At 33.7% G+C, this 25,018-nt stretch carries 27 protein-coding genes; 21 read left to right on the top strand and 6 right to left on the bottom strand.

Translation table 11 applies throughout. The features are described 5' to 3' along the window. Positions 1 to 518 precede the first annotated feature (518 nt). Together CBR30_02765 and CBR30_02760 are read left to right on the top strand one after the other, a co-directional pair. Complete coding sequence (locus CBR30_02765; GenBank protein PMQ01931.1) at positions 519 to 3,155, top strand: hypothetical protein; 2,637 nt, start codon at positions 519 to 521, stop codon at positions 3,153 to 3,155. Further along, positions 3,152 to 4,060: a hypothetical protein gene (locus CBR30_02760; protein PMQ01930.1), complete on the top strand. Its 909-nt coding sequence runs from the start codon at positions 3,152 to 3,154 to the stop codon at positions 4,058 to 4,060. The genes CBR30_02765 and CBR30_02760 overlap by 4 nt, the downstream gene beginning before the upstream one ends. Before the next feature lie 20 nt (positions 4,061 to 4,080). On the opposite strand, the gene CBR30_02755 is transcribed toward CBR30_02760, so the two are convergent. Continuing rightward, positions 4,081 to 5,541 carry an RNA-splicing ligase RtcB gene (locus CBR30_02755; protein ID PMQ01929.1) on the bottom strand — a complete coding sequence of 487 codons (1,461 nt, stop codon included), beginning with the start codon at positions 5,539 to 5,541 and terminating at the stop codon, positions 4,081 to 4,083. Positions 5,542 to 5,619: 78 nt separating this feature from the next. Here CBR30_02755 and CBR30_02750 point away from each other — a divergent pair, with 78 nt between their 5' ends. The 10 genes from CBR30_02750 (at position 5,620) to CBR30_02705 (ending at position 12,205) form a co-directional block, all read left to right on the top strand. Beyond that, the gene (locus CBR30_02750) at positions 5,620 to 6,024 is read left to right on the top strand and encodes a hypothetical protein (GenBank protein ID PMQ01928.1); all 405 of its coding nucleotides are present in this window, start codon (positions 5,620 to 5,622) and stop codon (positions 6,022 to 6,024) included. 200 nt (positions 6,025 to 6,224) lie between these two features. Further along, positions 6,225 to 6,770 (top strand): nicotinamidase, encoded by a 546-nt coding sequence (locus CBR30_02745; protein ID PMQ01927.1) that lies wholly within the window; start codon positions 6,225 to 6,227, stop codon positions 6,768 to 6,770. Continuing rightward, a complete protein-coding gene (locus tag CBR30_02740) occupies positions 6,767 to 7,951 on the top strand; it encodes a nicotinate phosphoribosyltransferase (protein ID PMQ01926.1) in 1,185 nt (394 codons plus the stop codon). Before CBR30_02745 ends, CBR30_02740 begins: the two co-directional genes overlap by 4 nt. Positions 7,952 to 8,017: 66 nt before the next feature. Further along, entirely contained in the window at positions 8,018 to 8,152 is a 135-nt protein-coding gene (locus CBR30_02735; protein PMQ01925.1) for a 50S ribosomal protein L34, read from the top strand. Beyond that, entirely contained in the window at positions 8,153 to 8,524 is a 372-nt protein-coding gene (rnpA, locus tag CBR30_02730) for a ribonuclease P protein component (protein ID PMQ01924.1), read from the top strand. Continuing rightward, positions 8,502 to 8,762: a membrane protein insertion efficiency factor YidD gene (locus tag CBR30_02725; protein PMQ01923.1), complete on the top strand. Its 261-nt coding sequence runs from the start codon at positions 8,502 to 8,504 to the stop codon at positions 8,760 to 8,762. Before rnpA ends, CBR30_02725 begins: the two co-directional genes overlap by 23 nt. After that, the gene (locus CBR30_02720; protein ID PMQ01922.1) at positions 8,759 to 9,388 is read left to right on the top strand and encodes a sporulation protein; all 630 of its coding nucleotides are present in this window, start codon (positions 8,759 to 8,761) and stop codon (positions 9,386 to 9,388) included. Before CBR30_02725 ends, CBR30_02720 begins: the two co-directional genes overlap by 4 nt. 3 nt (positions 9,389 to 9,391) lie before the next feature. Beyond that, on the top strand, positions 9,392 to 10,009 hold the full coding sequence (locus tag CBR30_02715; protein PMQ01921.1) for a protein jag: 618 nt from the start codon (positions 9,392 to 9,394) through the stop codon (positions 10,007 to 10,009). Continuing rightward, positions 10,006 to 11,391 carry a tRNA uridine-5-carboxymethylaminomethyl(34) synthesis GTPase MnmE gene (gene trmE, locus CBR30_02710; protein PMQ01920.1) on the top strand — a complete coding sequence of 462 codons (1,386 nt, stop codon included), beginning with the start codon at positions 10,006 to 10,008 and terminating at the stop codon, positions 11,389 to 11,391. Before CBR30_02715 ends, trmE begins: the two co-directional genes overlap by 4 nt. 10 nt (positions 11,392 to 11,401) lie before the next feature. Next, a complete protein-coding gene (locus CBR30_02705) occupies positions 11,402 to 12,205 on the top strand; it encodes a UDP-diphosphatase (GenBank protein ID PMQ01919.1) in 804 nt (267 codons plus the stop codon). A 1-nt stretch (position 12,206) separates the two neighbouring features. Here the strand turns inward: CBR30_02705 and CBR30_02700 are convergent, their stop codons facing one another. Both CBR30_02700 and CBR30_02695 read right to left on the bottom strand, forming a co-directional pair. Continuing rightward, a complete protein-coding gene (locus CBR30_02700; GenBank protein ID PMQ01918.1) occupies positions 12,207 to 13,976 on the bottom strand; it encodes a YgiQ family radical SAM protein in 1,770 nt (589 codons plus the stop codon). Continuing rightward, entirely contained in the window at positions 13,963 to 14,826 is an 864-nt protein-coding gene (locus tag CBR30_02695) for a cobalt transporter (protein PMQ02074.1), read from the bottom strand. Before CBR30_02695 ends, CBR30_02700 begins: the two co-directional genes overlap by 14 nt. A 318-nt stretch (positions 14,827 to 15,144) precedes the next feature. On the opposite strand from CBR30_02695, the gene CBR30_02690 reads away from it, so the two are divergent. The 7 genes from CBR30_02690 (at position 15,145) to CBR30_02660 (ending at position 19,797) form a co-directional block, all read left to right on the top strand. Then, positions 15,145 to 16,164: a hypothetical protein gene (locus tag CBR30_02690; GenBank protein ID PMQ01917.1), complete on the top strand. Its 1,020-nt coding sequence runs from the start codon at positions 15,145 to 15,147 to the stop codon at positions 16,162 to 16,164. Continuing rightward, positions 16,157 to 16,918 (top strand): hypothetical protein, encoded by a 762-nt coding sequence (locus tag CBR30_02685; GenBank protein ID PMQ01916.1) that lies wholly within the window; start codon positions 16,157 to 16,159, stop codon positions 16,916 to 16,918. Before CBR30_02690 ends, CBR30_02685 begins: the two co-directional genes overlap by 8 nt. Positions 16,919 to 16,990: 72 nt before the next feature. Then, complete coding sequence (locus CBR30_02680; GenBank protein PMQ01915.1) at positions 16,991 to 17,272, top strand: hypothetical protein; 282 nt, start codon at positions 16,991 to 16,993, stop codon at positions 17,270 to 17,272. Continuing rightward, the gene (locus CBR30_02675) at positions 17,269 to 17,547 is read left to right on the top strand and encodes an RNA-binding protein (GenBank protein PMQ01914.1); all 279 of its coding nucleotides are present in this window, start codon (positions 17,269 to 17,271) and stop codon (positions 17,545 to 17,547) included. Before CBR30_02680 ends, CBR30_02675 begins: the two co-directional genes overlap by 4 nt. Positions 17,548 to 17,630: 83 nt before the next feature. After that, entirely contained in the window at positions 17,631 to 18,551 is a 921-nt protein-coding gene (locus tag CBR30_02670) for a transcriptional regulator (protein PMQ01913.1), read from the top strand. After that, positions 18,548 to 18,904: a ribosome silencing factor gene (gene rsfS, locus CBR30_02665; protein PMQ01912.1), complete on the top strand. Its 357-nt coding sequence runs from the start codon at positions 18,548 to 18,550 to the stop codon at positions 18,902 to 18,904. The genes CBR30_02670 and rsfS overlap by 4 nt, the downstream gene beginning before the upstream one ends. After that, positions 18,904 to 19,797 (top strand): AAA family ATPase, encoded by an 894-nt coding sequence (locus CBR30_02660; GenBank protein ID PMQ01911.1) that lies wholly within the window; start codon positions 18,904 to 18,906, stop codon positions 19,795 to 19,797. Before rsfS ends, CBR30_02660 begins: the two co-directional genes overlap by 1 nt. A 3-nt stretch (positions 19,798 to 19,800) precedes the next feature. On the opposite strand, the gene CBR30_02655 is transcribed toward CBR30_02660, so the two are convergent. Beyond that, complete coding sequence (locus tag CBR30_02655) at positions 19,801 to 21,153, bottom strand: TrpB-like pyridoxal phosphate-dependent enzyme (protein ID PMQ01910.1); 1,353 nt, start codon at positions 21,151 to 21,153, stop codon at positions 19,801 to 19,803. A 505-nt stretch (positions 21,154 to 21,658) separates the two neighbouring features. On the opposite strand from CBR30_02655, the gene CBR30_02650 reads away from it, so the two are divergent. Both CBR30_02650 and CBR30_02645 read left to right on the top strand, forming a co-directional pair. Further along, entirely contained in the window at positions 21,659 to 23,041 is a 1,383-nt protein-coding gene (locus CBR30_02650; GenBank protein PMQ01909.1) for a hypothetical protein, read from the top strand. Then, positions 23,041 to 23,739: an octanoyltransferase gene (locus tag CBR30_02645; protein PMQ02073.1), complete on the top strand. Its 699-nt coding sequence runs from the start codon at positions 23,041 to 23,043 to the stop codon at positions 23,737 to 23,739. Before CBR30_02650 ends, CBR30_02645 begins: the two co-directional genes overlap by 1 nt. On the opposite strand, the gene CBR30_02640 is transcribed toward CBR30_02645, so the two are convergent. Together CBR30_02640 and CBR30_02635 are read right to left on the bottom strand one after the other, a co-directional pair. Further along, the gene (locus tag CBR30_02640) at positions 23,669 to 24,034 is read right to left on the bottom strand and encodes a hypothetical protein (protein PMQ01908.1); all 366 of its coding nucleotides are present in this window, start codon (positions 24,032 to 24,034) and stop codon (positions 23,669 to 23,671) included. The two genes, CBR30_02645 and CBR30_02640, sit on opposite strands and share 71 nt — an antisense overlap. Beyond that, on the bottom strand, positions 24,031 to 25,017 hold the full coding sequence (locus CBR30_02635; protein PMQ01907.1) for a hypothetical protein: 987 nt from the start codon (positions 25,015 to 25,017) through the stop codon (positions 24,031 to 24,033). Before CBR30_02635 ends, CBR30_02640 begins: the two co-directional genes overlap by 4 nt. Position 25,018 lies beyond the last annotated feature (1 nt).

The raw sequence follows: 25,018 nt of genomic DNA, 5'->3' as shown, positions 1-25,018 counted from the left end.
GTGATATAATATTTAAGATACAAGAAAAGTTTTGGGAGGATGGAATATGAGAAAATTTCTTTTCTTCTCGATTTTCGTTCTGGGACTCTTCTCCATAATTTACGCTCAGAGTATTAATTGGGTTCCAAACTATCCAAGATCTGGTCCTAATGGGATAATAGAACTCGCATGGACCTCAACTGTCTCAGGTACTTATTCAATATATAGGGCGGAAGGTATCACAAATCCTTACCCAAATTTCTTTTACACCTCTACCACATCAACTACATTTACAGATACAGCTACGAAGGATGGATTAAAATATAGCTATGTGATTGCTGTATTCGATGGTACTCAGACTTTAACAACAGAAATGGGCTTTGCAAAAGCGGATAAGACAAAACCATCAATTAGTAATCTCAGTGCTTCACCTAACCCATTTTCTCCAGATGGAGATGGATATAGAGATAAGGTAACAATTTCCTTTGAATTGAGCGAATATGCAACAGTAACTATAACTCTTCAAGATAGTTCAGGAAATGTTTATACTCCTCCTGAGTGGAATGGGGTTATATGTCCTGTTCCTAAAACGTATAATTTTGTATGGGATGGTTATGGTGTATTTGGGGGGGACATATACTTTAGCAAGGGAAGGATATATAGTTTATACTATAACTGCAGTGGATTATGCAGGAAACAGCAATATGGCAAGTGGTAGATTGATATTAGATATTCCTGATTTAGCCATTGTAAACTTTTATCCCATCCCTAATCCTTTTTCTCCCTCCCTTGATACCAATGCTACCTATACTATTGAGACAAGTATATGGGATACTCATTCGAATCAGTTTAATATTATTTCTCCCTTCCCAACAAAGAGTAACGAGGCTATAGCAGGAACTACCTTTTTCTTTAATGCAATTAAGATTGATCCCAGTGCATCCTCCTATACTTTAAATAATTTACAAGTTGTAATTTATGATGCAAAAGGTAAACCTGTAAGAACTATCACTAATATAAATTACGATCCTACAACAGGAAATGGAAGCTTTTGTTGGTATGCAGAGAAAAGTTCTCCACAACCTGTATATCAAGAAGGTTATACAACACCATTGTATTATACTTTAGAGGGTGGAGTTGAGGATGGAAATTACTCTATTATTTTGTATGCTGATTATTTCTCTACTACACTTGGTATGTTTTTGCCTCTTAAAGAAATTAAGACAACTGTAAAGGTAGAAAGGCTTTCAACAGGACCCTTAGATATAACACCACCTCGGGTAATTTCCTTTTCACCTGAAAATGGAAGTTTAGTTTCTGATATACTTGTAGTTTCTGCTGCTTTAGATGATGGTGCTGGTGTAGGACCAGATTTAGAAAAATCTTCTATAGTTGTGAAAGATACCTTGGGTAGACTTGTAGGAGGAATAAGGTGTAATAATGGAGTTGATACCCTTTATTGGACTTTTACTTCTTCTCTTCCATCAGGACAATATACTATAGAGGTAGTACCAGTAGATAAAAATGGAAATGTTGGCTCTTTGGCTACATCAACATTCATTATTGATAACACGCCTCCAGTAATCCAAAGTGTATATCCTGTTGGAAATGTAAATTCTGTTACTCAAATAAGGGTACAGTATCAAGATATAGGCTCAGGATTAGACTTTTGGGATAATTATCCACTAATGCCTGCAAAATCTCACATAAAGATGTATACTCCTGATGTTCCTTCCAAAGAAGTCACTCTCTTATTTGATAAGAATTTATCATCCTCTATTTATGCCATTGCTAATGTGCCAGCGGATGTTATTTCTAAGGATGGAAGATACGATCTTACCATATACTTAGTAGATAAAGCCGGAAATAATACTACTACTTATACGTATTTTGTAATTGATAGAACACCTCCAAAGATAATTAGTAGTACTTTACCTCAAACCTATGTGAATTATACTCTTTCACAGATTAAAATAACGGTTCAGGATGATACTACAGGTGTAAGTACATATACATTGAAGACCTTCTTAGAATTAAAAGATTCATTAGGAAACACTGTCCCATCTACCTTTACAATAAATGTTATAAATCCAAAAACAGCAGAGCTTATATTAAATATAGATCCTACATATAGTTGGCAAGAAGGAGAATATTATTTAACAATAAGGGTTTCTGACCTTTTAGATAATGTGCTTTTTGTCCCTCAAAAGTTTATTTTAGATACAACAGCACCTAACATTCTCTCTATTTCTCCAACTGGAAATGTAAGGAATGTAGATAAAGTTAGTGTGAAGTATTCTGAATTAGGTAGTGGAATAGATTTTACAAGATCAAAGGTTACTATTACTTTTCAAGGAGTTTCTACAGATACTTTATTTATTCCATCTGAATCTTCAGATACTGAACTTGTAGCAAGATTTGAAAGTAGCGTTTTTAGTCAAGATGGTACATATAACCTTGATGTGATTTTATATGATAATGCTGGAAATGCATCCACTTCCAATACAACCTTTATCTTAGATAGAAAGGGACCTATCGTAAAAGAAGTAAATCCTACAAGAAATTCCAAACTTCTTCTCGCTCCTCAGAGGGTATGGGCGGTTGTAGCAGATGAAACTATTGGTTTAGATCTTAATTTGGCTAAGACTAATATTAGTTTGATTGATCCTTACGGAAGTGCTGTTTCTGGAACCTATACTTATGAAAAGTCTTCTGATGATAAAACTGCAACTTTAACCCTTCAAATAAGTGGTTATACTTGGACTAACGGAGTATACACTGTAATAATTAAAGCTACTGATAAACTTGATAATTCAATTTCTGACACATATACTTTTACATTAGAACAGGTTGTACAAGAGATAGGAGATTTACTAATATCTCCAAAGGTATTTTCTCCAAGTAAAGGAACTCTTAGGATTGATTATCAATTCCAAGCAGTTTCAGGAAATATTCAAAGGGTAGATATTGAAATATATTCCCTTAATGGAGTGCTTGTAAAAAAATTGAGCTCAAAATCTTACAATACTACTCAAGCTCAAGATACTGTAGTTTGGGATGGAAAAGATAGTTTAGGAAAGCTGGTTCCAAATGGATACTATCTTGTTAAAGCAATAATTGTAGAGAGCAGTGGAGCAGTAAGAATTAAATTTAAAGGTTTTGTGGTTATTAAGTGAGGAGGTATATCATAAGAAAATTTATCTGGATTCTAATAGTAATTCTATTGGTATCTCCGTCCTTTGCCCAGATTTATGGCGCCTTTGCTTCCACAGGACCTTATGTGAGTCCGGATGTGCGTGCTCTTGGAATGGGAAATGCCTTTTGTGCTTTTGAGGGAGAAATAGTAGGATTGTTCTTTAATCCTGCAAGTATAGCTAAACTTTCAAACTCTCAATTTAACATTACTTATGGTTATTCCCCTCTAAGCTTAGAAAATTTTGGTTTTGGTACTTCCATGTATTTTTCCTCTTATGATTTGACCTTTGCTGTTCCTGATTTTGGGCTTTGGTCAAGTGGAGTTTTATTTGCTTCCTTATCTCCCTCTGAAGATTTAGGAGTTTTATATAAAGAGAATCAATTGGGATATATTATGGCAAAATCTTTGGATTTTATTGGTATAAAGGGTGTATCTTTGGGAGTAAGTCTTAAAAGATATTGGGTAGATTTACCTTCACCTTATAGGGCGGAAGGTTGGGGATTGGATCTTGGTATTTTATTGCGCCTCTTCTCAAGTTTTAAATTGGGTTTTTCTGCTCAAAATTTGCTCTCTAATATTGATTGGTACAATGGTGAGAGTAATACGAAGGAAGCTCTGTCTACTAATTTTAAGTTTGGAATTGCTTATCAGTCAAAAAAATTAAATGTTGCCTTTGATCTGGATTTTCCCTCCCTATATCCTCATGTAGGTATGGAATATTCCTTTGATCCTATATTGTTTAGGTTAGGTTGGAATATTGATTCTCCTACTATTGGTTTTGGGTTTAGAAGCCCAGATGGTAAGTGGAGAATAGATTATGCTCTTCTCTATTCCTTAGGAATAGGTGGAGTAAGTCATAAAGTAGGAATGCTAATGAATTTTTAAAAAAAAGGGGTGAGTAAATCTCACCCCTTTATTACTGCAAGAGGTTTCATCTGAGCAACTCTTAAGGATATTCCTGCATTATGTACCACATTTACTACATCAACAACATTTTTGTAAGCTTCAGATGCCTCTTCTACAATTGATTTTTTTGATGCAGCTCTTACAATGATGCCTCTTTCTAATAATTCTTTTTCTATATCACTTGCACTTCTGCCACTTCTTAACAATTCACTTCTACTTTGAGTTCTTCCTGCTCCATGACATGTGGAGCCGAAAGAGATTTCCATAGCTTTTGGAAGTCCAACAAGAAGAAAAGATGATCTTCCCATATCTCCAGGGATAATCACAGGCTGACCAATATCTTTATATTCCTCAGGAATTTCTGGATGACCTGAAGGAAAAGCCCTGGTGGCTCCTTTTCTATGTACTATTACTTCTTCTTTCTTCCCTTCCACTATATGTTCCTCTAATTTTGCTATATTGTGAGCCACATCGTAAACTAATTGTAAACCGAGTTTTTCTGCCCCCATTCTGAAGACCTTTTCCATAGTTTCTCTTACCCAGTGGGTTATCATTTGTCTATTTGCCCAGGCAAAGTTTGCTGCTGCACACATAGCTTGAAAGTAATCTTGACCTTCTGGGGATTCGAAAGGAGCACATGCAAGTTGTCTGTCTGGAACATTTATACCATATTTATTCATAGCGGAGTTCATCACCCTAATATAGTCTTCTGCTACCTGATGTCCAAGTCCACGTGATCCTGTATGGATCATTATAACTATCTGTCCTTCAAATATGCCAATTTTTTCTGCAATTTCAGGCTCAAAAACCCTACTTACTACCTGCACTTCTAAAAAGTGGTTTCCAGATCCTAAGGTTCCTAACTGAGATTCTCCTCTTTCTTTTGCCTTTTTTGAAACTTTATCTGGATTTGCATATCTAAGACAGCCACCTTCTTCTATTCTATTCAAATCTTCTTTCGAACCATAGCCCTTTTTTACAGCCCAACGAGCTCCATTTGCAAGAACTTCATCTAATTCCTTCCCTTTAATTCTCAATTCCCCTTCAGAACCAACTCCTGCAGGTATGGCATAGAATAATTCATCTACTAACTCTTTTATTTTGGGCTCTACTTCTTCCTTTGTTAGATTTGTTCTAATTAATCTAACGCCACAGTTAATATCATATCCAACTCCACCAGGAGATATTACTCCACCTTTTCTTCTCATGGCAGCAACGCCACCAATGGGAAATCCATATCCCCAGTGAATATCAGGCATGGCTAAAGATGCATAGATGATACCTGGCAGAGTTGCTACGTTTGCAACTTGTTCTGGTGACTGGTCTGATAGAATATCCTTTAGTAATTTTTCGTCTGCAAATATGATTCCAGGAACTCTCATTCCTGGCTTGTAATCTTCGGGAATCATGAACCTGTAGTCGTCGATTTTTATGATCTTCCCTTTCCATTCGTTGCCCATTTTTGTCACCTCCTTTATAATACGTGCTATGATTATTATACATGAAAATTATGGATAGTCTAAAAGGAGGATAAAGGGATGTTTTTTGAATTTACAGTATCTACAAATGCAAAAAGTGCTTTGGTGGATATAACATCAAAAGTAGAAGAGTGTATTTTAAAGAGCAATGTAAGAAATGGGGTCTGTTATATATTTGTTCCTCATACAACTGCAGGAGTAATAATTAATGAAAATTATGATCCATCAGTGAGTAAAGATATTTTGCAGGTATTAGAAAAACTTGTTCCTTGGATTGGAAATTATGCGCATATAGAGGGAAATTCTGCTGCACATATCAGAAGTTCCATATTAGGTAATACTACTTTTGTTTTGATCCAGGATGGTAGGATGAAGTTAGGAACTTGGCAAGGTATATTCTTAGCAGAATTTGATGGACCAAGAACAAGAAGGGTTTGGGTTGACATAATTGAGGATAAGATGTAAACTACATCCAAGAGAGCCGATGCCCTCTTAATTTTTTTTAGGAAGGAGGGAGATATATGGCTTGGTATTGGTGGTTAATAATAATCGTAGTAATAATCCTTCTCATTTGGTATTTCACAAAAGGAAAGAAGTAGTAGAATTTTTTGTTTTAAGGGGATAAGCTAATAAAGCTTATCCCCTTATCCTTGGGGGTGAGAAGAATGAAGCCTGCAATATTAGTAATTGATATGATTGTAGATTTTGTTACAGGTAAATTTGGTAATCCATATGCCCAAAAAATAGTTCCTGTAATAAAAGATTTGTTAGAGTTTTCAAGAAACAATAAAATTCCTATTTTTTATCTTACTGATTCCCATTCTCCTAATGATCCTGAGATATCTCTTTGGGGAGAGCATGCCATGGAAAATGATGAGGGAGCACAAATTATTGCAGATCTTTCTCCAAAAGAAGGGGATTATGTAATAAAAAAGAAAGTTTATAGTGGATTTTTTGGGACAGATTTAGAAAATAAGTTAAGAAACTTAGGTATTGATACTGTGGTTTTGACTGGGACAAGTACCCATATCTGTGTTCAGCACAATGCCTGTGATGCCTTCTATAGAGGTTTTAAGGTTATTGTGGTTTCTGATGCTGTAGCCTCTTTTGTTCCTGAGGAGCACGAGAGGGCATTGAAATATATGAAGGATATTTATGGTGCTGAGATAATTACATCAAAAGAAATAAAAGAAAGGATTATGAGAGGATGAGGGATTTTTTGATTGCAAAGCCTGAAGAGATTAAAAATGGTTTAGAAACAGATGCGTATTTTTTGCGTACTGAAGAGGTTTTGAATGGCTTAGGAAAGAATCCAAGAGTTGTTATGGAGCTTTTCACAAAATCTTTTCCTGATAGGAATTATTTATTTGGCATAGCTTTAGGTATATTTGAGGTAGCTAAGCTTTTAGAAGGTTTGCCTGTAGATGTTTATGCTATGGATGAAGGGGAGATATTTTTCCCCTATGAGCCGGTATTACAAATAATTGGAAATTATAGGGATTTTGCTCGTTATGAAACCTCTATTTTGGGTTTTGTCTCTTTTCTTTCTGGGATTGGTACGAAGTCAGTAAGGGTTAGAATATCTGCTGGCAATAAAAAAATTTATAGTTTCGGAACAAGAAGACAACATCCTTTTTTAGCTCCAGCTATTGAGTATGCTACCTATGTAACGGGTTTTGATGGAGTATCAAATGTACTTGGGGCAAAGTATATTGGGATATCCCCTGTAGGTACCATGCCCCATGCCTTGATACTTGTAATAGGGGATGAAAAAGAAGCCTTTTTGGCTTTTGATAAGTATGTAGATGAGAAAATACCAAGAATTGCCCTTGTAGATACCTACGGCTCGCCAACAGTGGAGGCATTAAACGCCTTAGAAGCTTTAGGAGATAAGCTAAAGGGGATTAGATTGGATAGTAAAGATTATGCATATCTTATAAGGGATATAAGATGGGAGTTTGAGAGGAGAGGCTTTAATGATATATTGATTTTTTTAAGTGGTGGTTTAGATGAGTATGAGGTAGAAAAATATAAAGATCTTGTGGATGCTTTTGGGGTTGGGACAAGAGTGGCTAATGCACCTTCTATTGATTTTGCCTTGAAGATTGTCGAGGTCGATGGAGAGCCAAGGGCAAAGTCAGGTAATATGCCTGGAAGAAAGCAGGTTTATCGGAATGAAAAATTTCAAGATGTAATTAGATTATATAATTCTTCCCCAGTTTCTGGTTTTACTCCTCTATTAAAACCTCTAATTAAAGAAGGGAAAATAGTTAGAGATTTTGAAAATCCTGATGTGATAAGGGAAAGAGTAATGAAGAATATCAATAGTTTGCCAGAAAACTTAAAAATTATTGTAGGAGGCAAAATTCCATCTATTTCTTTCAATCCTTGACGATTATTTTTATTTTTGTTAACATTACCTTTGTGTAAATTTTATGGCAAGGGAGAGGTATGAGCTATGAAAAGGACTTATCAGCCAAAAAAGCATCATAGACAAAGAGTTCATGGATTTTTAAGAAGAATGAGGACTCCTGGTGGCAGAAGAGTTTTAAAGAGACGTAGAGCCAAAGGAAGAAAGAGATTAGCTGTGTAATTGGGGAAGTATTCTTTTCCGAAGGATGAACGTTTAAAAAAGAAGGAAGATTTTAAAAGGATATTGAGGGAGGGAAAGGTTTACGCCCTTCCTCCTCTTATTGTTTATATTAGAAAAGGTGCTGAAAAGAGAAAGATTGGCATAAGTGTAAATAAAAAAGTTGGTTCAGCAGTTCTAAGAAATAGAATCAAGAGGCTTATTAGAGAGGTTTACAGGTTACACAGACCTTATTTACCAGAGGATATTGAAATGTTTGTAATAGTCAGGCGCAGTGAAAAGCCTATTGATAACTATTGGGAAATGGAAAGAATTCTTAGAAGTATTTGGAAAAATGCTAAGGTTCTAAAAGATGATGAGAAAAATAGCCATTAGCCTGATAAAGTTTTATAAAAATTTTATCTCTCCATTTCTACCCCGTTCTTGTAGATTTTATCCTACATGTTCTACTTATGCTCTAATTGCGATAGATAGATTTGGAGTAGTAAAAGGTGGTTTTTTAGCTATAAAAAGAATTTTAAGATGTCATCCTTTTAATCCTGGAGGCTATGATCCTGTACCCGAAGAATTTACAAAAATTAATATAAAATTTTTAAGGAGGAAAGATAAATGATACAGTTTTTGGTAGATATACTAAGATACATTTTGGAATTTTTTTATAATATCTCTGGAAATTATGGTATTGCTATTATTCTTCTTGTAGTTCTTGTTAGAATTATTCTTTATCCTTTAACTCATGCACAGCTTAGGGCTCTAATGCTTCAGCAAAAGATTCAACCAGAGATTAGGAAGTTACAGGAAAAATTTAAAGATGATCCACAAGCATTAAATAGAGAGATTATGCTTTTATATCAGCAGTATAAGATAAATCCAGCGATGGGATGTTTGCCTTTACTATTACAATTTCCTATTCTTATTGCTCTATACCAATTACTATTGCACTATAAATACGTAGTAACACCATCTTTTCTCTGGATGTCGGACCTAACTAAGCCTGATATAATCTTGTTAATTTTAATGGGAGTTACTCAGTATTTTTCAGGAAAATTATCCTCTATCTCCATGGATCCTCAGTCTAAAAAACAGCAAGAAATTAATAACATAATAATGTCAGTTCTTTTTACAGGTATGTTTTACTTTTTCAATATTCCTGCAGGTGTAATGCTTTATTGGTTAGTTTCTAATTTATTCCAGTTATTACAGCAATATGTGGTATTAAAGCTTCATTTTGGAGGATAAATTATGAAAGAGGTGGAAACAGAGGGAAAAACCTTACAGGATGCTTTAAGAAAAGCCCAAATTATTCTCGAGGTGCCCTTAGAAGAGATAGAGTATAAAATTTTAGAGGTGGGGAGAGAAGGAATTTTAGGAGTGGGAGCGAAACCATATAGGATTTTTGCATGGGTGAAAAAGAAGGAAGAAGAATCATTGATTGAATTTGTAAAAAATCTTCTAAAAAAGATGAATATTAAAGCAAAGGTAAATAGTCACAAAAAAGATTTTTTATTAGTAAGTATTGAAGGAGAAAATTTAGGAAGATTAATAGGATATAATGGAAAGAATTTATCAGCTTTTGAGCTTATATTAAGGATATATGCTCAAAGAATTGGTATCAAAGAAAAAGTGGTTTTAGATATTGATCATTATAAAGAAAGAAGAGAAGCTTATCTTGTAAATTTGGCTAATAAATTAGCTAAAAAGGTAGAAGAGAAAAAAGAACCAATATCTCTGAGACCTCTTCCTGCACGGGAAAGAAGAATTATTCATTTGGCTCTCCAAAATAATCCAAAAGTATATACATACAGTGTAGGGGAAGAACCTAATAGATACGTTGTAATTGCACCTAAAGAAGGGCTATGAAAAAATATTTAGAAGATGATATAGTTGCTATATCTACTCCTTTGGGACATAGCGGAATTGGTGTTGTACGTCTTAGTGGACCAAATGTGATATCTCTTTTGAAAAAGGTATTTATACCTTTTAAGAAGAAGGATATAGAAAAGGTACCATCTCATACTCTTCATTATGGAAAAATTGTGGATGGAGAAAGAGTTATAGATGAGGTAATGGTTGCAATACTAAGGGCACCTAAAACATACACTAAAGAAGATATGGTAGAGATTTATGCTCATGGATCCCCTTTAATTCTCCGTGAGATTGTTACTCTGTTTCAAAAATTGGGTGCTCGTTTGGCGGATAGGGGGGAGTTTACTAAGAGAGCTTTTCTTAATGGTAGAATTGATCTATTACAGGCAGAAGGAGTTTTGGATCTCATATATGCAAGGAGCAATAAGGTTTTGGATTTTGCCTTGAAAAAATTAGAGGGAGACTTTTCTAAAAGGTTGAAAACTTTGAAGGATAAGATTGAAAGAGTGCGAATTTTTTTAGAAGCAGTTTTAGATTTTCCAGAGGACGTTAGTGATTTAGAAAAAGAAAAATGGAAAGATATGATAAGGGAAATCTCTCAAGATGTGAAATATCTTATAGAAAAGTCGGAAAAAGGTGAATGGCTCAGGGGAGGGTATAAGATTATACTTGTTGGTAGACCAAATGTAGGAAAGTCAAGTCTGTTCAATGCACTTATGAGAGAAGAAAGGGTTATTGTAAGTCCGTATCCTGGAACTACAAGGGATTATATCGAGGGAGAGCTCATTCTTTCAGGTTTTATTGTAAAACTTTATGATACGGCGGGATTAAGGGAACCAAAGGATGAGATAGAAGCTTTAGGAATAGAAAAAACAAAGGAATTGATTCATCAAGCGAATTTGATATTCTTCTTAATAGATAATTCAGAGGGTGTACTATTAGAGGATATCAGGTTATATGAACAAATAAAAAGTATAAATAATAAGATTGTTTTAGTTATTAATAAAATGGATCTACCATCGAAGATAAATGAAAAAGAGATAAGAGAAAAGTTTAGAGATGTTATGGGTATTTTACATATTTCTACATATACTAAGGAGGGGCTTGATAAATTAGAGGATTTTATTCTTTCAAGTATAGAGAAGGAAGAATTAGAAGATGTCATTTTTCTAAATATTCATCATCAAACCCTATTGAAATCTACCTATGAGTTACTTACTGAGTCTTTAGAAATATTAAATTGGAGTTTTGGAGGGTATGATATTATAGCGGAAAATTTATATGAAGCGGAGAAGCTAATAGGAAATATTTTGGGAGAGGAAACCTCTATAGATATTGTGGATAAAATCTTTGAGAATTTTTGTGTAGGAAAATAAGGAGGTCATTATGGGAAGTTTTTGGGCATTTATTTTAGGCATGGTGCAAGGTATTACTGAGTTTTTACCTATTAGTAGTACCGCACATCTTATTATTATACCTTACTTATTTAGGATTCCAGATCTTGGGCTTTCTTTTGATGTTGCTCTTCATTTAGGGACTATTTTAGCAATCTTAATTTATTTCTTTAGAGATTGGTTGGATATGATTCTTGCAATTTTTAAAGGTGGAGAAAAAAGGAGATTATTTTTTTATCTAATTATTGCTACTATACCAGCAGGAATATTTGGAATTATATTAGATCCTATAACAGAGAAGATTGCTCAACCGCAGTCATATCCTTTTGCAATTCCTATTATATGTATTGGTCTTATAAGTTTTGGAATAATCTTTTTACTTTTTGAAAGAGGAACTGAAAAATCTTTGAAAATTACTGATTTAAATATAGTAAAAGCTCTTACTATTGGCTTTTGGCAAGTCTTTGCTTTATTTCCTGGAGTATCAAGGTCTGGCTCTACAATCTCAGGAGGTTTATTTGTTGGATTGAGAAGAGAGGAATCTGCGCGATTTTCCTTTTTGTTATCTCTTCCTACTCTTTTAGGCGCCCTTCTATTAAAAAGTTATCAAGTATATAAAGGGCATGTGAGTTTGGACCTATCAATAACTTTGTTAGGAATAATTTCCGCATTTATTTTTGGTATTTTAAGTATTAAATTCTTACTTTCATATCTTAAGAGAAATAGTTTAAGGATTTTTGCCTATTATAGATTTATTCTTGCTATTTTTCTGTTAATAATATATTTTTTAAGATGATTTAGTATAGGAGTTCTTCAAGGGGAAAAGGAATCTTGTTTTTATTTTTAAGTAAGAAGTCTCTATTTTTCCTGTCTTTATATTGCACTAATGCCCTTTGTAATCTTCTTTCTTCCTGACTTTTCGCTACATATATTTTTTCCTTTCTGAAGGGGTGGAGTTCGGTATAGAAGGCACAAGAGGCAGGAGTAAGAGGAAGTGGTGTGTAGTCCTGAATCTGTTCTAAATAGTGTCCCAAACTTTTGACATACATAGCTAAGGACCAAGCGGATTTTAGATCTGCTCCAGGATGTGAAGAAATGAAGTATGGTATTATATAAAGTTCCTTTTTTTGTCTTTTTAATTCCTCATTGAATAAAGCTACGAACTTTTCATAGATCTCAAATTTGGGTTTTCTCATTATTTCTAAGACTTTGTTGTCTACATGCTCTGGAGCTACAGACAAGTGACCACCTATATAACCCTCTCTTATTATCTCTCTAATATAATATGGATCTTTTAAGGCTAAGTCGTATCTGATTCCAGAGGCAATAAATACATGTTTTACTTTTGGTATATTTTTTACATCTTTAAGAAGCTTTAGTTGTTTCGAAAAATCTATAATAAGGTTAGGACAAATATCAGGATAAAGACAGTCTCTATAAGGACATGAACCAGGAATTTTATAGATTTTACAAGACAATCCATACATATTAGCAGTGGGACCACCTATATCTGTTATTGTTCCTCTAAAAAATGGTTGGGATACAAGCCATTTAATTTCTCTCATTATAGACTCTTCACTTCTTTCTATTACTTGCCAGCCTTGATGTAAATTTAAAGAGCAAAAAGTACAACTTCCAAAACAACCTCTATGGGATGTTATGGAGGTTTGAACAGTCTTTAATGCTGGAATCTCATCTCTATATGAAGGATGGGCTTTTCTTGTGAAAGGCAAGGAATATATGTAATCTAAGTCTTTTGATGTATAAATAGGTGGAGGATTTTGGATAATTAATCTTTTACCATCCTTTTGAATTAATCTTTTCCCTAATTTTAAACCTTTTATTAGTAAGTTTTGGAATTCGTGGTATTTTTCCTTGCTTTCCTCAACTTCTTCAAAGGAGGGAAGAATTATATAATTCTCATCTCGAATGAAATTTTTAAATTCTTTTTCATTTATAGAGAATACAATTCCAGGTATTTCAAATATTTCTTCCCAGCATGCTCCCTTTGCTAAAGCTTTAGCTATCTCAATTATTTGTTTCTCTCCCATTCCATAAACTAATATCTTGGCTCTTGATTCCAATAATATGGAATGTCTTATCCTATCCTCCCAAAAATCATAATGGGAAAATCTTCTAAGACTTGCCTCGATTCCTCCTAATATTATTGGTATGTCTGGATATAATTCATGAACTATATTGGAATAAACTAAGGTAGCTCTATCAGGTCTTTTTCCGGCTGCTCCTCCTTCAGAATAGGCATCTTCTCGCCTTCTAATTTTATTAGGAGTATAATTAGCTACCATAGAATCAAGAGAACCAGCAGTTATACCAAAAAATAGTTTAGGTTTCCCTAATACTTTAAAACTTTCTTTTTCTCTCCAATTTGGTTGAGGTATAATACCTACCTTAAAACCATTCTTTTCTAAGATTCTTGCAATAATAGCGGTGCCAAAGGAGGGGTGGTCAACATAAGCATCGCCTGATATCAAGATGATATCTAAGCTTTCCCATCCTTTTTTCTTTACTTCAAAAAAATTTATAGGAATAAAATCAAAACTCACAATTACAGTCCTTATCCTCGCTGGTTTCTAACTGTATAGTAGAATGAATTATTCCTAAATTTTCTCTTAAAATGCTATTTATACGACCATATATCTTTTCTGCCTTTGATAATTCCTGATCTTTTACGACTACATGAGCGGATAGTAATATTTCTTTACTTCCAATTTGCCAAAGATGAATGTGATGAACATCTTTAACTCCCTCAATTTCTAATATTTTCCTTTTTACATCCTCTATGTCTAAATTATATGGTACGCCCTCTAAGAGAATATGGATAGACTCCTTTAATAATTCATAGCTTCCAAATAAGACAAAAATTGCAATAACTATGGATATGATTGTATCTGCTATATAAAGATTTTTCCATAGAATAAGAATTGAGGATAAAATTACACCTACAGAAGACAAACTATCAGAAACTAAATGCAAAAAAGCACTTTTAATATTAAGGTTCTCGTGACTCTCCTCGTGCAATAACATTGCACCTAATATATTGCCAATTAATCCAATTATAGCAACAATCAAAGTGGGAACCCCTAATACCTCATGGGGGGTTCTTAATCTTTTATAAGCTTCAAAGAGTAGATAAAAGAATACTCCCAAAAGCATGATTCCGTTAATAAAAGCGGATATAATTTCTACTCTTTTGAAGCCATATGAGTGCTTTATATCACTTTTCTTATTAGATGCAATTTTATTTGCGATATAACTTATAAAAAGAGAGAAAAAATCATTTATGTTATGTAGAGCATCACTTATCAAAGCAAGGCTTCCAGAAAAAATTCCTGCTATTATTTGAGCTAATGCAATTATGACATTTAATATCATAGCCCAAAATATATTGTTACTCATATCTTCACCTCTAAATAAAAATTTATGAAAAAATTTATGATATTCTACATTATTTAAGAGGGTAAATAAAGATACTTGTCTAATACTAAGATTAAAAAGTTCAGAAGCTTTTTTGTTAGAGATGAAGCCATCTAAAGCCATTTGAATTAATCTTGTTCTTTCGAACTCCTTTCATAATAGTGACATTATCTCAAATCTATTACAGGTGACAATATCACAAAACTATAACAAAGATAAAATTTATACTTGAACTTTATTGAAATATTAAATATAATTATTATTGTTTGTTACAAAAATAAATTTTTAGGAGGTATTGATATGAAATTCCCTAAAGGGGAAACTATATATAAAGAGACCCCTTCAGAGTTATTAAACCTTAAAGAACTTATAGCATGGATTCGTTCTAAAAAATTTTATGGTATTCTAAGAGGTATAGTTTCGGAATATGAGACAGAAATACTGATAACAAATGGTAAACTTAGAAAAGCTTTTACCTACCATCAGGGGGAGCTGATACTTTCTGATGAGGATGCTATAAATATGTTTGTTACAGATGCATTGGCAAGGAATTCAAAAATCTCTTTATGCTCTCTTGATTCAAAAATCACAAAAGTACTTCTTGTTTCACTATTCACTTCTCCTAAAATTCATGATAAAGAGATATCTTTATTTGTCCCCTCAAAGCTTTTAGAGGATTGTATTAAAAAAAATACCATCTCTCAACTTTCTATTTTATTTTCTAAAGATAAATATCACTTTTTATTTGAGGGCGGAGAGCTTTTAGGTTATTATGAAGAAGGAGAAGGTATGCTAAAGTTGGATCCAGAGTATAAAGTTTTTAATGAACTCTTAAATAGAGGGGAGGGATTTTTAAGATTTTATCAAATAACTGAGGAAGATTTTGAAAATCTTAAATTACCATCTTTAAAATTTGGAGTAATTGAAGAAGAAATGGATAAAATTTATGATGTTTTACTTTCTTATATGAACTTCCTGTTGGACTTTTATTCTCAGCATGGACTTAGTAATGGGACAATAGAAGGCTATATTAAAAATACGAATCCTTTTGGAGAATCCTTAGTATTTTACAACAAAAAGTTTATACTTAAAGAAATTCATGAGATAGGCTGGAACGAGTTTGTTGAATATTTTGTGTCATTTATAAAAATGCTAAACGTAGAGATTGCAAAATACTGGGGAAAGAAGGTGACAGTTCAAAAATATCAGCAAGTTTATAAAACTTTTTTTGAAAAATATAAAAATGAACCAGAAATCTTAAAAATTTTAGAGGATTTGAGTCCAGAAAAATTAGAATTTGAGGAGGGAGATCATGAGTAAATTCTTAGAAAAAGTAGAGGTTATATTTATTATTCTTTCTTTGATAGTCTTCTTCTCATTTCTTATCTCTACATACTATCCCCAATTAATTAAGCTTGCCCCAATCTCCTATGTGATTGCAGAAATCATATCTTCACTATTAGCTGTAATCACATTTTCCTTTGTTGACAGGAATTGGAGAGGATGGTTAGGCTGGTTTTTCATAGTTTTAGGAATAGCTTTTTTTATTATTGGTGACATTATCTGGTTCTATTACCCAATCTTTTTATCTCAAGAAGCTCCCTTTCCAGGAATTGCAGAGCTTTTTTATGTACTCTTTTATGTGCCAATTGTAATAGCTTTAGTTTACTTTATTAAATGGATAAACGTTGCCCTTTCTTCTACAGAGAAATTTTTGATAGCCATTATAGCAGTAATTTTATTAATAGGGGTAATGTACGTTGGAGTTGTTCCTACTTTCTTTGATAAAGAACAAACTTTTTTGGAGAAATTTTTAAATTCTTTCTATATCCTTGGAGATTTTGTTCTCTTAACTTTATCTCTAATATTAACTATACAACTTTGGGGAGGAATTAGAGCTCAAAATTTAATTTTCTTTGTCATTGGGGCTTCCTTACACTCCCTTGGTGACATAATATTTTCTTACCTTTTTAAAGCATATGGACTAACAAATTTAGTAGATGTTATGTTTGTTGCTTGTATACTTTTTATTTCCTATTCCGTCATACGTGAAAGCAGATTACATATTAAGTAAAAACAAGATTTTTATGTAGAACAAGAGGGAGATGGTTAAAAGAATTGTGCTTATGATTTAGGATGATTAAAAATGATTACAGAGCAAGGGAAAATTATTTTTGACATCCAAATGAAATTATGCTACAATTCCTTACTGTTGAAGATGGTTAGAGGTTTTTGTTTTTTAAAAGAATGTAGGGTTCAGAAAAGACCTAAGTTTTTAGGATGCTTAGGTCTTTTTATTTTCCCGGGAAAGAGAGGTGAAGGTTACCGAGGTACCGTAGATTTTAGCTTAAATTATTCTCTTTTAGGGTTTCGAGGGTTTCCCCAAAAAGCTCTCAAATCTAAAAAATTTTCCAGAGGTGAAAAATGAGCAAGACTTTGTATGTTGGAAACCTTCCTTGGTCTACCACCGAGGAGGAACTAAAAAATATATTTTCTAATTATGGTAATGTAATATCTGCAAGAATTATCTCTGATAAGAATACAGGAAGATCTCGGGGCTTTGGCTTTGTAGAGGTAGAAGATAATTCTGCAGAAAAAATGATCTCTGCTTTAAATGGTTCTGAAGTTAAAGGGAGAAAGATTGTAGTAAACGAGGCAAAGCCAAGAGCTGAAAAACCAAGGGAGAGAAGACCTCGTTCATAAAATATTTAACTGTGATATAATTTAAAATGAAAAATAAGACCCCTCGATAAGAGGGGTCCTTTATTGAAAGGGAGGAAATAGGTTTGCGAAAGTTAAAAATATTCTTAATAGGAGTTGGAATACTACTAATATTATTAGTTATTGTAGGTATTGGTGGTTACTATTATATTCAAAATAGTTACAATTATAAACCAAGTAAATCTTTTCCATCTTTAGATCCTATTGAGATTACAGATCTTGTTTTAGGTAAGCAGGATCGTATTAATATTCTGTTCTTCGGAGTAGACGAGAGAAGTTATGATATTGGAAGGTCTGATACGATTATTTTTATATCTTTAAATCTAAAGGATAAACATGTAGATCTTTTATCAATACCAAGGGATTCGAGGGTTATAATCCCTGGGAGAGGATATGATAAGATCAATCATGCTTATCATTATGGTGGGGTGGATTTAGCAGTAAAAACAGTAGAGGAATTTTTGGGAGTTCCAATAAACTATTATGCAAAGATGAATTTTCAACAGTTTGAGAAACTAATTGATGCTATTGGTGGTGTTGAAATTGAGGTTGAGAAGCCCATGTACTATACAGATAGAACTGATAAATTTTATGTGAGATTGACGCCTGGAAAACATCACTTAAATGGGAAAGAAGCTTTAGGATATGTTAGATTTAGGCATGATCCTTTAGGCGATTTGGGAAGAATAGAAAGACAACAAAAATTTTTAAAAGCTCTTTATAACCAGTTGAAATCTAAGATAACCTTAACAGATCTTCCTAAATATATAAATTTGGTGGGCTCAACCATAGAAACAAATATGTCTTTTTATGAGGCTTTATATTTGGCTTCAAGATTTTGGGGGATTGAAGAGGAAAATATAAAAATGTATACGATGCCAGGAGTGTCAGAAAATATTAATGGAATAAGTTATGTTATACCTGACTTGAAGGCTATAGAGGATTTGAAAAAGTCAATTTTTGAAGAGAAAAATGAAAAATCATAGGAGGTGATGGTTTGGATAGTAAAGAGAAGGCTTTTTTAGTGGCTCGTTTGATTATAAGCAAGAAGGGTGATGATGTAGTTATTTTAGACGTAACAAATATTTCTGGGATAACAGATTTTTTTGTGATTTGCACAGGATCATCTCCTACACAAAGAAAAGCTATTCAAAGAGTTATAGAGGAAGAAATGGACAAATTAGGTTTTAAACCAAGAGGAATTGAGGGAAAGGAAGGTAGTGGTTGGCTATTATTGGACTATAATGACTTTATAGTCCATATTTTTTCACCAAAGGCAAGGGATTTTTATAAGATTGAGGAATTATATCAAAAGGCCCCTCAATATAGAGAGTTTTAATGTTAGATATACCCATAGATTGGGAGAGAACAAAAGAGTCTATATTTAATAAAAAGGGTCTAGTGGTAGTATTAGGGGTTCCAAATGTTGGTAAAAGTTCTTTTATTTATTATCTTTCAAAAGAAGCTTTAAAGTGTAATATAAAGGTTGCTATTATAAATAGCGATTTGGGTCAGAGCGAGTTAGGTATTCCAACCACTGTTAGTCTTAGCATTCCAGAAAGAGAATTTTATAATTTTGATGAACTTCCCATTAACGATTGGTATTTTGTTGGGGCAATTTCACCAGTAGGGCATCTTTTGCCTCTCATAGTTGGAGTTAAGAAGTTGGTAGAGAGGGCAAAACTTTTTAATTGTGAGCTTATATTAGTTAATACTTGTGGATTAATATTAGGTAAATTGGGAAATGTTTTAAAATACTATAAATTAAGTCTATTAGAGCCTGATCATATAGTTCTAATTAGAAAAGATAGGGAATTAGAAAGTTTCATCAAAATTCTTCATAGATTAACTAAAAATTTTTATGTGATATCTCAAAGTAGAATGGCAAGAGAAAGATCTTGGGAGGAAAGAAAAAGTTTCAGGCAAAAAAAGTTTCGAAATTATTTTGCTCATGCAGAATTTTTAGAATTACCTACTTTTTTATTACATTCTATAGGTAAATTCATAGATAGGACAAAAAAACAAATCTATGAAAATAGATTAGTAGCTCTTTTAGATGAAAAAGAAAATCTGTTAGGTTTAGGTATCATTAAGGATATAAACTTTGAGCAAAATTCCATTATAGTTTTTACTCCATTTAAAGTAAGGGAGAAGATAAGAAGAATTGAGCTTGGAGATTTGTATCTTTCCTTGGAAGGTGAGGAGCTTAGAAGAAGTGCTCCTCACCTATAATGTTTATATTCTTGGAAGATCTTTTAAGGCTGATTCTACTTTTTCTTTTGGATAAGAATAGTTCTCCAACTTTCCAGCAAAATATTGATCATAGGCAGAGAGATCAAAGAATCCATGTCCGCTTAGGTTGAATAATATAACTCTCCTTTCTCCTTTTTCTTTTGCATCTAAGGCTTCATCTATTACTGCCTTTATTGCATGAGCAGACTCTGGGGCAGGGATTATACCTTCTGTTCTTGCAAAAATTACTCCTGCTTCAAAAATTGAAAGTTGAGGATAAGCTCTTGCTTCAATATATCCATGATGGTATAAAGCACTTACTATTGGAGCCATTCCATGATATCTCAGTCCTCCTGCGTGTATTCCAGGTGGTACAAAATTATGTCCTAAAGTATACATCTTTAAAAGGGGAGTTTGTTTAGCTGTATCTCCAAAGTCATAAGCATAAATTCCCTTTGTAAGACTTGGACAAGATTCTGGCTCTACCGCAATAAACCTTATCTTTTTACCTTTGAATTTTTCTCTTAAGAATGGAAAGGATAACCCTGCAAAATTGCTACCTCCTCCTACACATCCAATTACTACATCTGGAAACTCATTGGCCATCTCCATTTGTAATAGGGCTTCTTCTCCTATTATGGTTTGATGAAGTAAGACATGATTTAGAACACTTCCCAAGGAATATTTTGTATCATCTCTCTTTACTGCATCTTCTACAGCCTCACTTATGGCGATTCCCAAGGACCCTGGTGATTCTGGATCTTGCTCTAAAATTTTTCTTCCTGCTTCTGTATCTTTACTTGGACTTGGCACAACTTTTGCTCCCCAGGTTTCCATCAATGATCTTCTATATGGTTTTTGATAGTAGCTAACTTTAACCATATAAACCTTACACTCAAGTTTGAAGAAATTACATGCCATGGCTAAAGCGGAACCCCATTGTCCAGCTCCTGTTTCTGTAGTTAGCCTCTTTATCCCTTCTATCTTATTAAAATAAGCTTGGGCAACTGCAGTGTTTGGTTTATGGCTTCCTGGAGGGCTTACTCCTTCATATTTATAGTAAATATGAGCAGGAGTATCCAAATATTTTTCCAAGTTTAATGCTCTATAAAGTGGCGTTGGTCTCCATAATTTGTAAATTTCTAAGACCTCATTGGGAATGGGGATATATCTTTCCTGACTTACTTCCTGCTGAATGAGGGACATGGGAAAGATAGGAGATAAGTCTTCTGGTTTTGCTGGTTTCCCAGTAGCAGGATGTAATACAGGAGGTATTGGGAAAGGAAGGTCCGCAAGAATGTTGTACCATTCTTTAGGAATCTTTTCTTCCTCCAGATTAAACTTTCTTCTCATCACATTGCTCCTCCTTTCATATTTTTATAAATAAAAAAGCCCTCTCATCCCTGTAAAGGACGAGAGGGCTTTCCTCTCGTGGTGCCACCTTATTTAGGTCTTAAGACCTCACTCTTTTTGGGTACGGGAGATAATCTCCGATACCCTTTGCCCTGATAACGGTGGCATCTTCCGGTGGAGCCTACTCAAGGGTTATTCCCTTTTTCGGTCCACAGCTCCCGGGCCCATTCACCACCTGCAGAATAGCTGGCTCACACCTTTACCCAGCCTCTCTGAATTCTGCGAACAGTGGCTACTACTCCCGTTCATAGCCTTTTTCATTGGGAATATTTTATAACAAAGATTTTTAAGATGCAATAATTTTTTGACATATAAATTTTTAAGTTTTATAATATAGCTACACCCCCCTCCTTGTTGGGCGGCTGGAGTAAATAAACCTAATCCAGCCGCCCCTTTTTATTGGTGAAAATAGTGGAGTAAAAAATTTTAATATTTTAATGTATAGTCAATGAAGAATTTGGAATTATTAAATGGTAATAACAAAGAGATAAGAAGTAAATTATTGAAATTAGCAATTCCTGTGCTAATCGAGAACTTATTCCAATTATTATTTAGTTTTGTTGATATGTTTTTTGTAGGTTTTTTAGGAAACATTGCTCTCTCTGCGGTAGGATTGGGAGGACAGATTGTAAATATTTTTGTTGCTATTTTAGCTTCATTAACGACTGGTACTTTGGTAACTGTTGCTCATAGTGTAGGTGCAAAAGATTACAAATCTGCACAGGAATATTTGGGAAACTCTCTTACTTTAGGACTTATTGTATCCATTATATTGTTCATCTTTGGAGCTTTTCTTGTTGAGCCTTTTTTGTTTATTTTAGGTACTAAAGGGGAGTTAACAGCACAAACCTCAAGCTATTTAAAGTTTATATTAATTCCAGGTTTTTTAATTGTTTTCATACCTATCATTTCTTCAGCTCTGAGGGGTGCTGGGGATACAAAAACGCCTTTATACGTTACCATGGTAGCTAATATACTAAATATTTTTGGGGATTATGTTTTAGTTTTTGGGAAATTAGGAATGCCAGCTATGGGAGTTGCTGGAGCTGCCTTAGCTACTTCCCTCTCAAGATTTATAGCTCTTATGTACCTCTTTTATGTTTTGTATAAAAGAGATCATTTTTTTAAATTTCAAATAAAATATTTCTTTGAGTATAGAAAAGAAAAAATGCTCCATATATTGAGGATTGGTATCCCTACTTCTTTGGAGCAATTATTCTTTTCTGTTGGCGCCCTTATTTATGCTACTATTGTTCTTAGGTTAGGTACAAAGGCTTATGCAGCTCATAGAATTGCTTTAAATGTTGAATCACTATCTTTTCAACCTGGTTTTGCCTTTGGAGTTTCTGCTACTACCTTGGTAGGACGGTTTAGAGGAGCAAGAGAAGATGATAATGCCTTTAAGGCGGCAATAGAATCTTGGAAGATGGCATTATTATTTATGAGTAGTGTTGGGGTTTTATTATTTTTATTTCCTCAATATTTAGTAAAGATATTCAGTAGGGAGAAAGACGTTATTAATATGGCAGTTACAGCATTAAGGATTATAGCTTTTATACAACCATTACTTGCAACCAATAATGTTATGTCAGGAGCTTTAAGAGGTGCTGGAATGACAAAACTTCCTATGATCTCAAATAGCTTAGGAATGTGGCTTATTAGAATACCTTCTGCTTATCTTTTTATAAATGTGTGGAAAATTGGTTTTCCAGGAGCATGGATAGCAATGGCAATGGATATATCTTGTAAAGCAATGATTAATTTCTATTTCTTTGTTATAAAAAGATCTTGGAAAAATGTTTTTGTTAAAATATCTACGTATAGAACATGATGCTAAAGATATTAGATTTACCTTGTGTAAAATATAAAAAGGCTTGGGATCTCCAATTATATTTACATTCTTTAAGAAAGGAAGATAAAATACCTGATGTCCTAATTCTTTTGGAGCATCATCCTGTTATAACCTTGGGAAGATTTGGAAAGGAAGAAAACCTACTAAAGTCTATTGAAGAACTAAATAGGTTAGGTATTGATTTTTATAGGATTGAAAGAGGTGGAGATATTACCTACCATGGTCCTGGACAGTTGGTCGGTTATTTTAGTTTTAAAATAAATAAGGTGAAAGAATTTATATATAAAATTGAGAGATCAATTCAAGAACTTTTAAGAAAATATGGTATAAATTCAGAAATTATAAAGGAATATCCGGGAGTTTGGGTGGGAAATAGGAAAATATGTGCAATAGGATTAGCAGTGAAAAATCATGTGTCGTTACATGGATTTGCCTTGAATGTTAATAATGATCTTCAACCATTTTCTTATATAATTCCTTGTGGATTAAAGGATAAAGAGGTCACTTCTATGCTAAAGGAATTAAAAATCCCTCTTCACCTTTATGAGGTAAAGAGGGATTTTATAAATGTCTTTACAACAATATTTGGTTTTGAGGAATTTCAAGTTATAAAGATTTCCGAGGAAATGATTGACCAAAACCCCGATAAGCTCTTGGAGGTCCTATTATCTCCATGAGAGCTATTATTTCTGGTAGTTTTTCTACCAAATCTTTTTCGATAGAGAATTCCTCTTGTTCTACTTTTTGAGGGATATTTTCTTTTTTCGTCTTTTTCGGCTCCTCTAAAATCTTTTTGGGTTCTTCATATTTTACTATAGGTTTTTCCTTTATTAATTCAGGTTCTTCTTTTGTAACAGGAACCTCAATTGGTTTTATTCTTCTTGGTCTTTTTCCTTTGGATTCCATTAAACCGGAAATTATACCAGAAGCTATTATAAAAATTATATATAAGATTATTATCCAATCCATTATTGTTTACCCTCTTCTGGTTTCTTTGTTATTTGTGAGATCGCCTCTCTCATGGCAGTATCCGCCATTATATTTTTTAAGGTATAGTAATCTAAAACGCCAATTTTACCTTCTCTTAAAGCTTGAGCTATAGCAAGAGGTATTTCTCTTTCAGCCTCTGTTACTTTTGCACGCATTTCTTGAGTTAGGGCTTTCATTTCTTGTTCTCTTGCAATAGCAAGAGCGCGTCTACTCTCTGCTTGAGCTTGTGCAATTCTCATATCTGCTTCTGCCTGATCACTTTTTAGTCTTGCACCTACGTTACTTCCAACATCTACATCCGCTATATCGATAGAAACAATCTCAAAGGCAGTTCCTGCATCTAATCCCTTTGCTAAGACGGTTCTTGATATACTATCAGGATTCTCTAAAACCTCTTTATAGCTTTCTGCAGAACCAATAGTCGTTACTATTCCCTCTCCAACTCTTGCAATTATGGTTGCCTCTCCTGCTCCTCCTACAAGCCTTTCAATATTTGCTCTTACAGTAACTCTTGCTTTTGCCTTTAGCTCAATTCCATCCTTTGCTACTGCAGCTACAACAGGAGTCTCTATAACTTTTGGGTTCACACTCATTTGTACTGCTTCTAACACATCTCTTCCTGCTAAATCAATAGCTGCTGCCTTCTCAAAAGTTAATGGTATTCCTGCTCTTTGAGCAGCAATAAGGGCATTTACTACTCTATCAACATTTCCACCAGCCAGATAATGGGCTTCTAATTTATCTAAGGTTACCTCACTTAGCCCTGCCTTGTGGGCTTTTATCATGGAATTAATTATTATTGATGGAGGCACTCTTCTAAGCCTCATGCCAATAAGATCGAAGATTCTTATTTTAACACCTGCTGCAAGAGCGGAGATCCAAAGCCCTAAAGGTACAAAAGAAAAGAAAATAGAGAGAAGAACTATTACAAGTATGAAAATTACGATTCCATAGATTAAACTCATA

This window comes from Dictyoglomus sp. NZ13-RE01 (assembly GCA_002878375.1).
Lineage (GTDB): Bacteria > Dictyoglomota > Dictyoglomia > Dictyoglomales > Dictyoglomaceae > NZ13-RE01.
Note: the sequence above shows the minus strand (reverse complement) of the source record. Positions and strands in the feature narration are given on the sequence as shown.

Coding starts and splice junctions, on each gene's coding strand:
- CBR30_02765 (PMQ01931.1), top strand. CDS start 519: ATGTTTATACTCCTCCTGAGTGGAATGGGGTTATATGTCCTGTTCCTA.
- CBR30_02755 (PMQ01929.1), bottom strand. CDS start 5,541: ATGGGCAACGAATGGAAAGGGAAGATCATAAAAATCGACGACTACAGG.
- CBR30_02750 (PMQ01928.1), top strand. CDS start 5,620: ATGTTTTTTGAATTTACAGTATCTACAAATGCAAAAAGTGCTTTGGTG.
- CBR30_02745 (PMQ01927.1), top strand. CDS start 6,225: ATGAAGCCTGCAATATTAGTAATTGATATGATTGTAGATTTTGTTACA.
- CBR30_02740 (PMQ01926.1), top strand. CDS start 6,767: ATGAGGGATTTTTTGATTGCAAAGCCTGAAGAGATTAAAAATGGTTTA.
- CBR30_02735 (PMQ01925.1), top strand. CDS start 8,018: ATGAAAAGGACTTATCAGCCAAAAAAGCATCATAGACAAAGAGTTCAT.
- CBR30_02725 (PMQ01923.1), top strand. CDS start 8,502: ATGATGAGAAAAATAGCCATTAGCCTGATAAAGTTTTATAAAAATTTT.
- CBR30_02720 (PMQ01922.1), top strand. CDS start 8,759: ATGATACAGTTTTTGGTAGATATACTAAGATACATTTTGGAATTTTTT.
- CBR30_02715 (PMQ01921.1), top strand. CDS start 9,392: ATGAAAGAGGTGGAAACAGAGGGAAAAACCTTACAGGATGCTTTAAGA.
- trmE (PMQ01920.1), top strand. CDS start 10,006: ATGAAAAAATATTTAGAAGATGATATAGTTGCTATATCTACTCCTTTG.
- CBR30_02705 (PMQ01919.1), top strand. CDS start 11,402: ATGGGAAGTTTTTGGGCATTTATTTTAGGCATGGTGCAAGGTATTACT.
- CBR30_02695 (PMQ02074.1), bottom strand. CDS start 14,826: ATGAGTAACAATATATTTTGGGCTATGATATTAAATGTCATAATTGCA.
- CBR30_02690 (PMQ01917.1), top strand. CDS start 15,145: ATGAAATTCCCTAAAGGGGAAACTATATATAAAGAGACCCCTTCAGAG.
- CBR30_02685 (PMQ01916.1), top strand. CDS start 16,157: ATGAGTAAATTCTTAGAAAAAGTAGAGGTTATATTTATTATTCTTTCT.
- CBR30_02680 (PMQ01915.1), top strand. CDS start 16,991: ATGATTACAGAGCAAGGGAAAATTATTTTTGACATCCAAATGAAATTA.
- CBR30_02675 (PMQ01914.1), top strand. CDS start 17,269: ATGAGCAAGACTTTGTATGTTGGAAACCTTCCTTGGTCTACCACCGAG.
- CBR30_02660 (PMQ01911.1), top strand. CDS start 18,904: ATGTTAGATATACCCATAGATTGGGAGAGAACAAAAGAGTCTATATTT.
- CBR30_02650 (PMQ01909.1), top strand. CDS start 21,659: ATGAAGAATTTGGAATTATTAAATGGTAATAACAAAGAGATAAGAAGT.
- CBR30_02645 (PMQ02073.1), top strand. CDS start 23,041: ATGCTAAAGATATTAGATTTACCTTGTGTAAAATATAAAAAGGCTTGG.
- CBR30_02635 (PMQ01907.1), bottom strand. CDS start 25,017: ATGAGTTTAATCTATGGAATCGTAATTTTCATACTTGTAATAGTTCTT.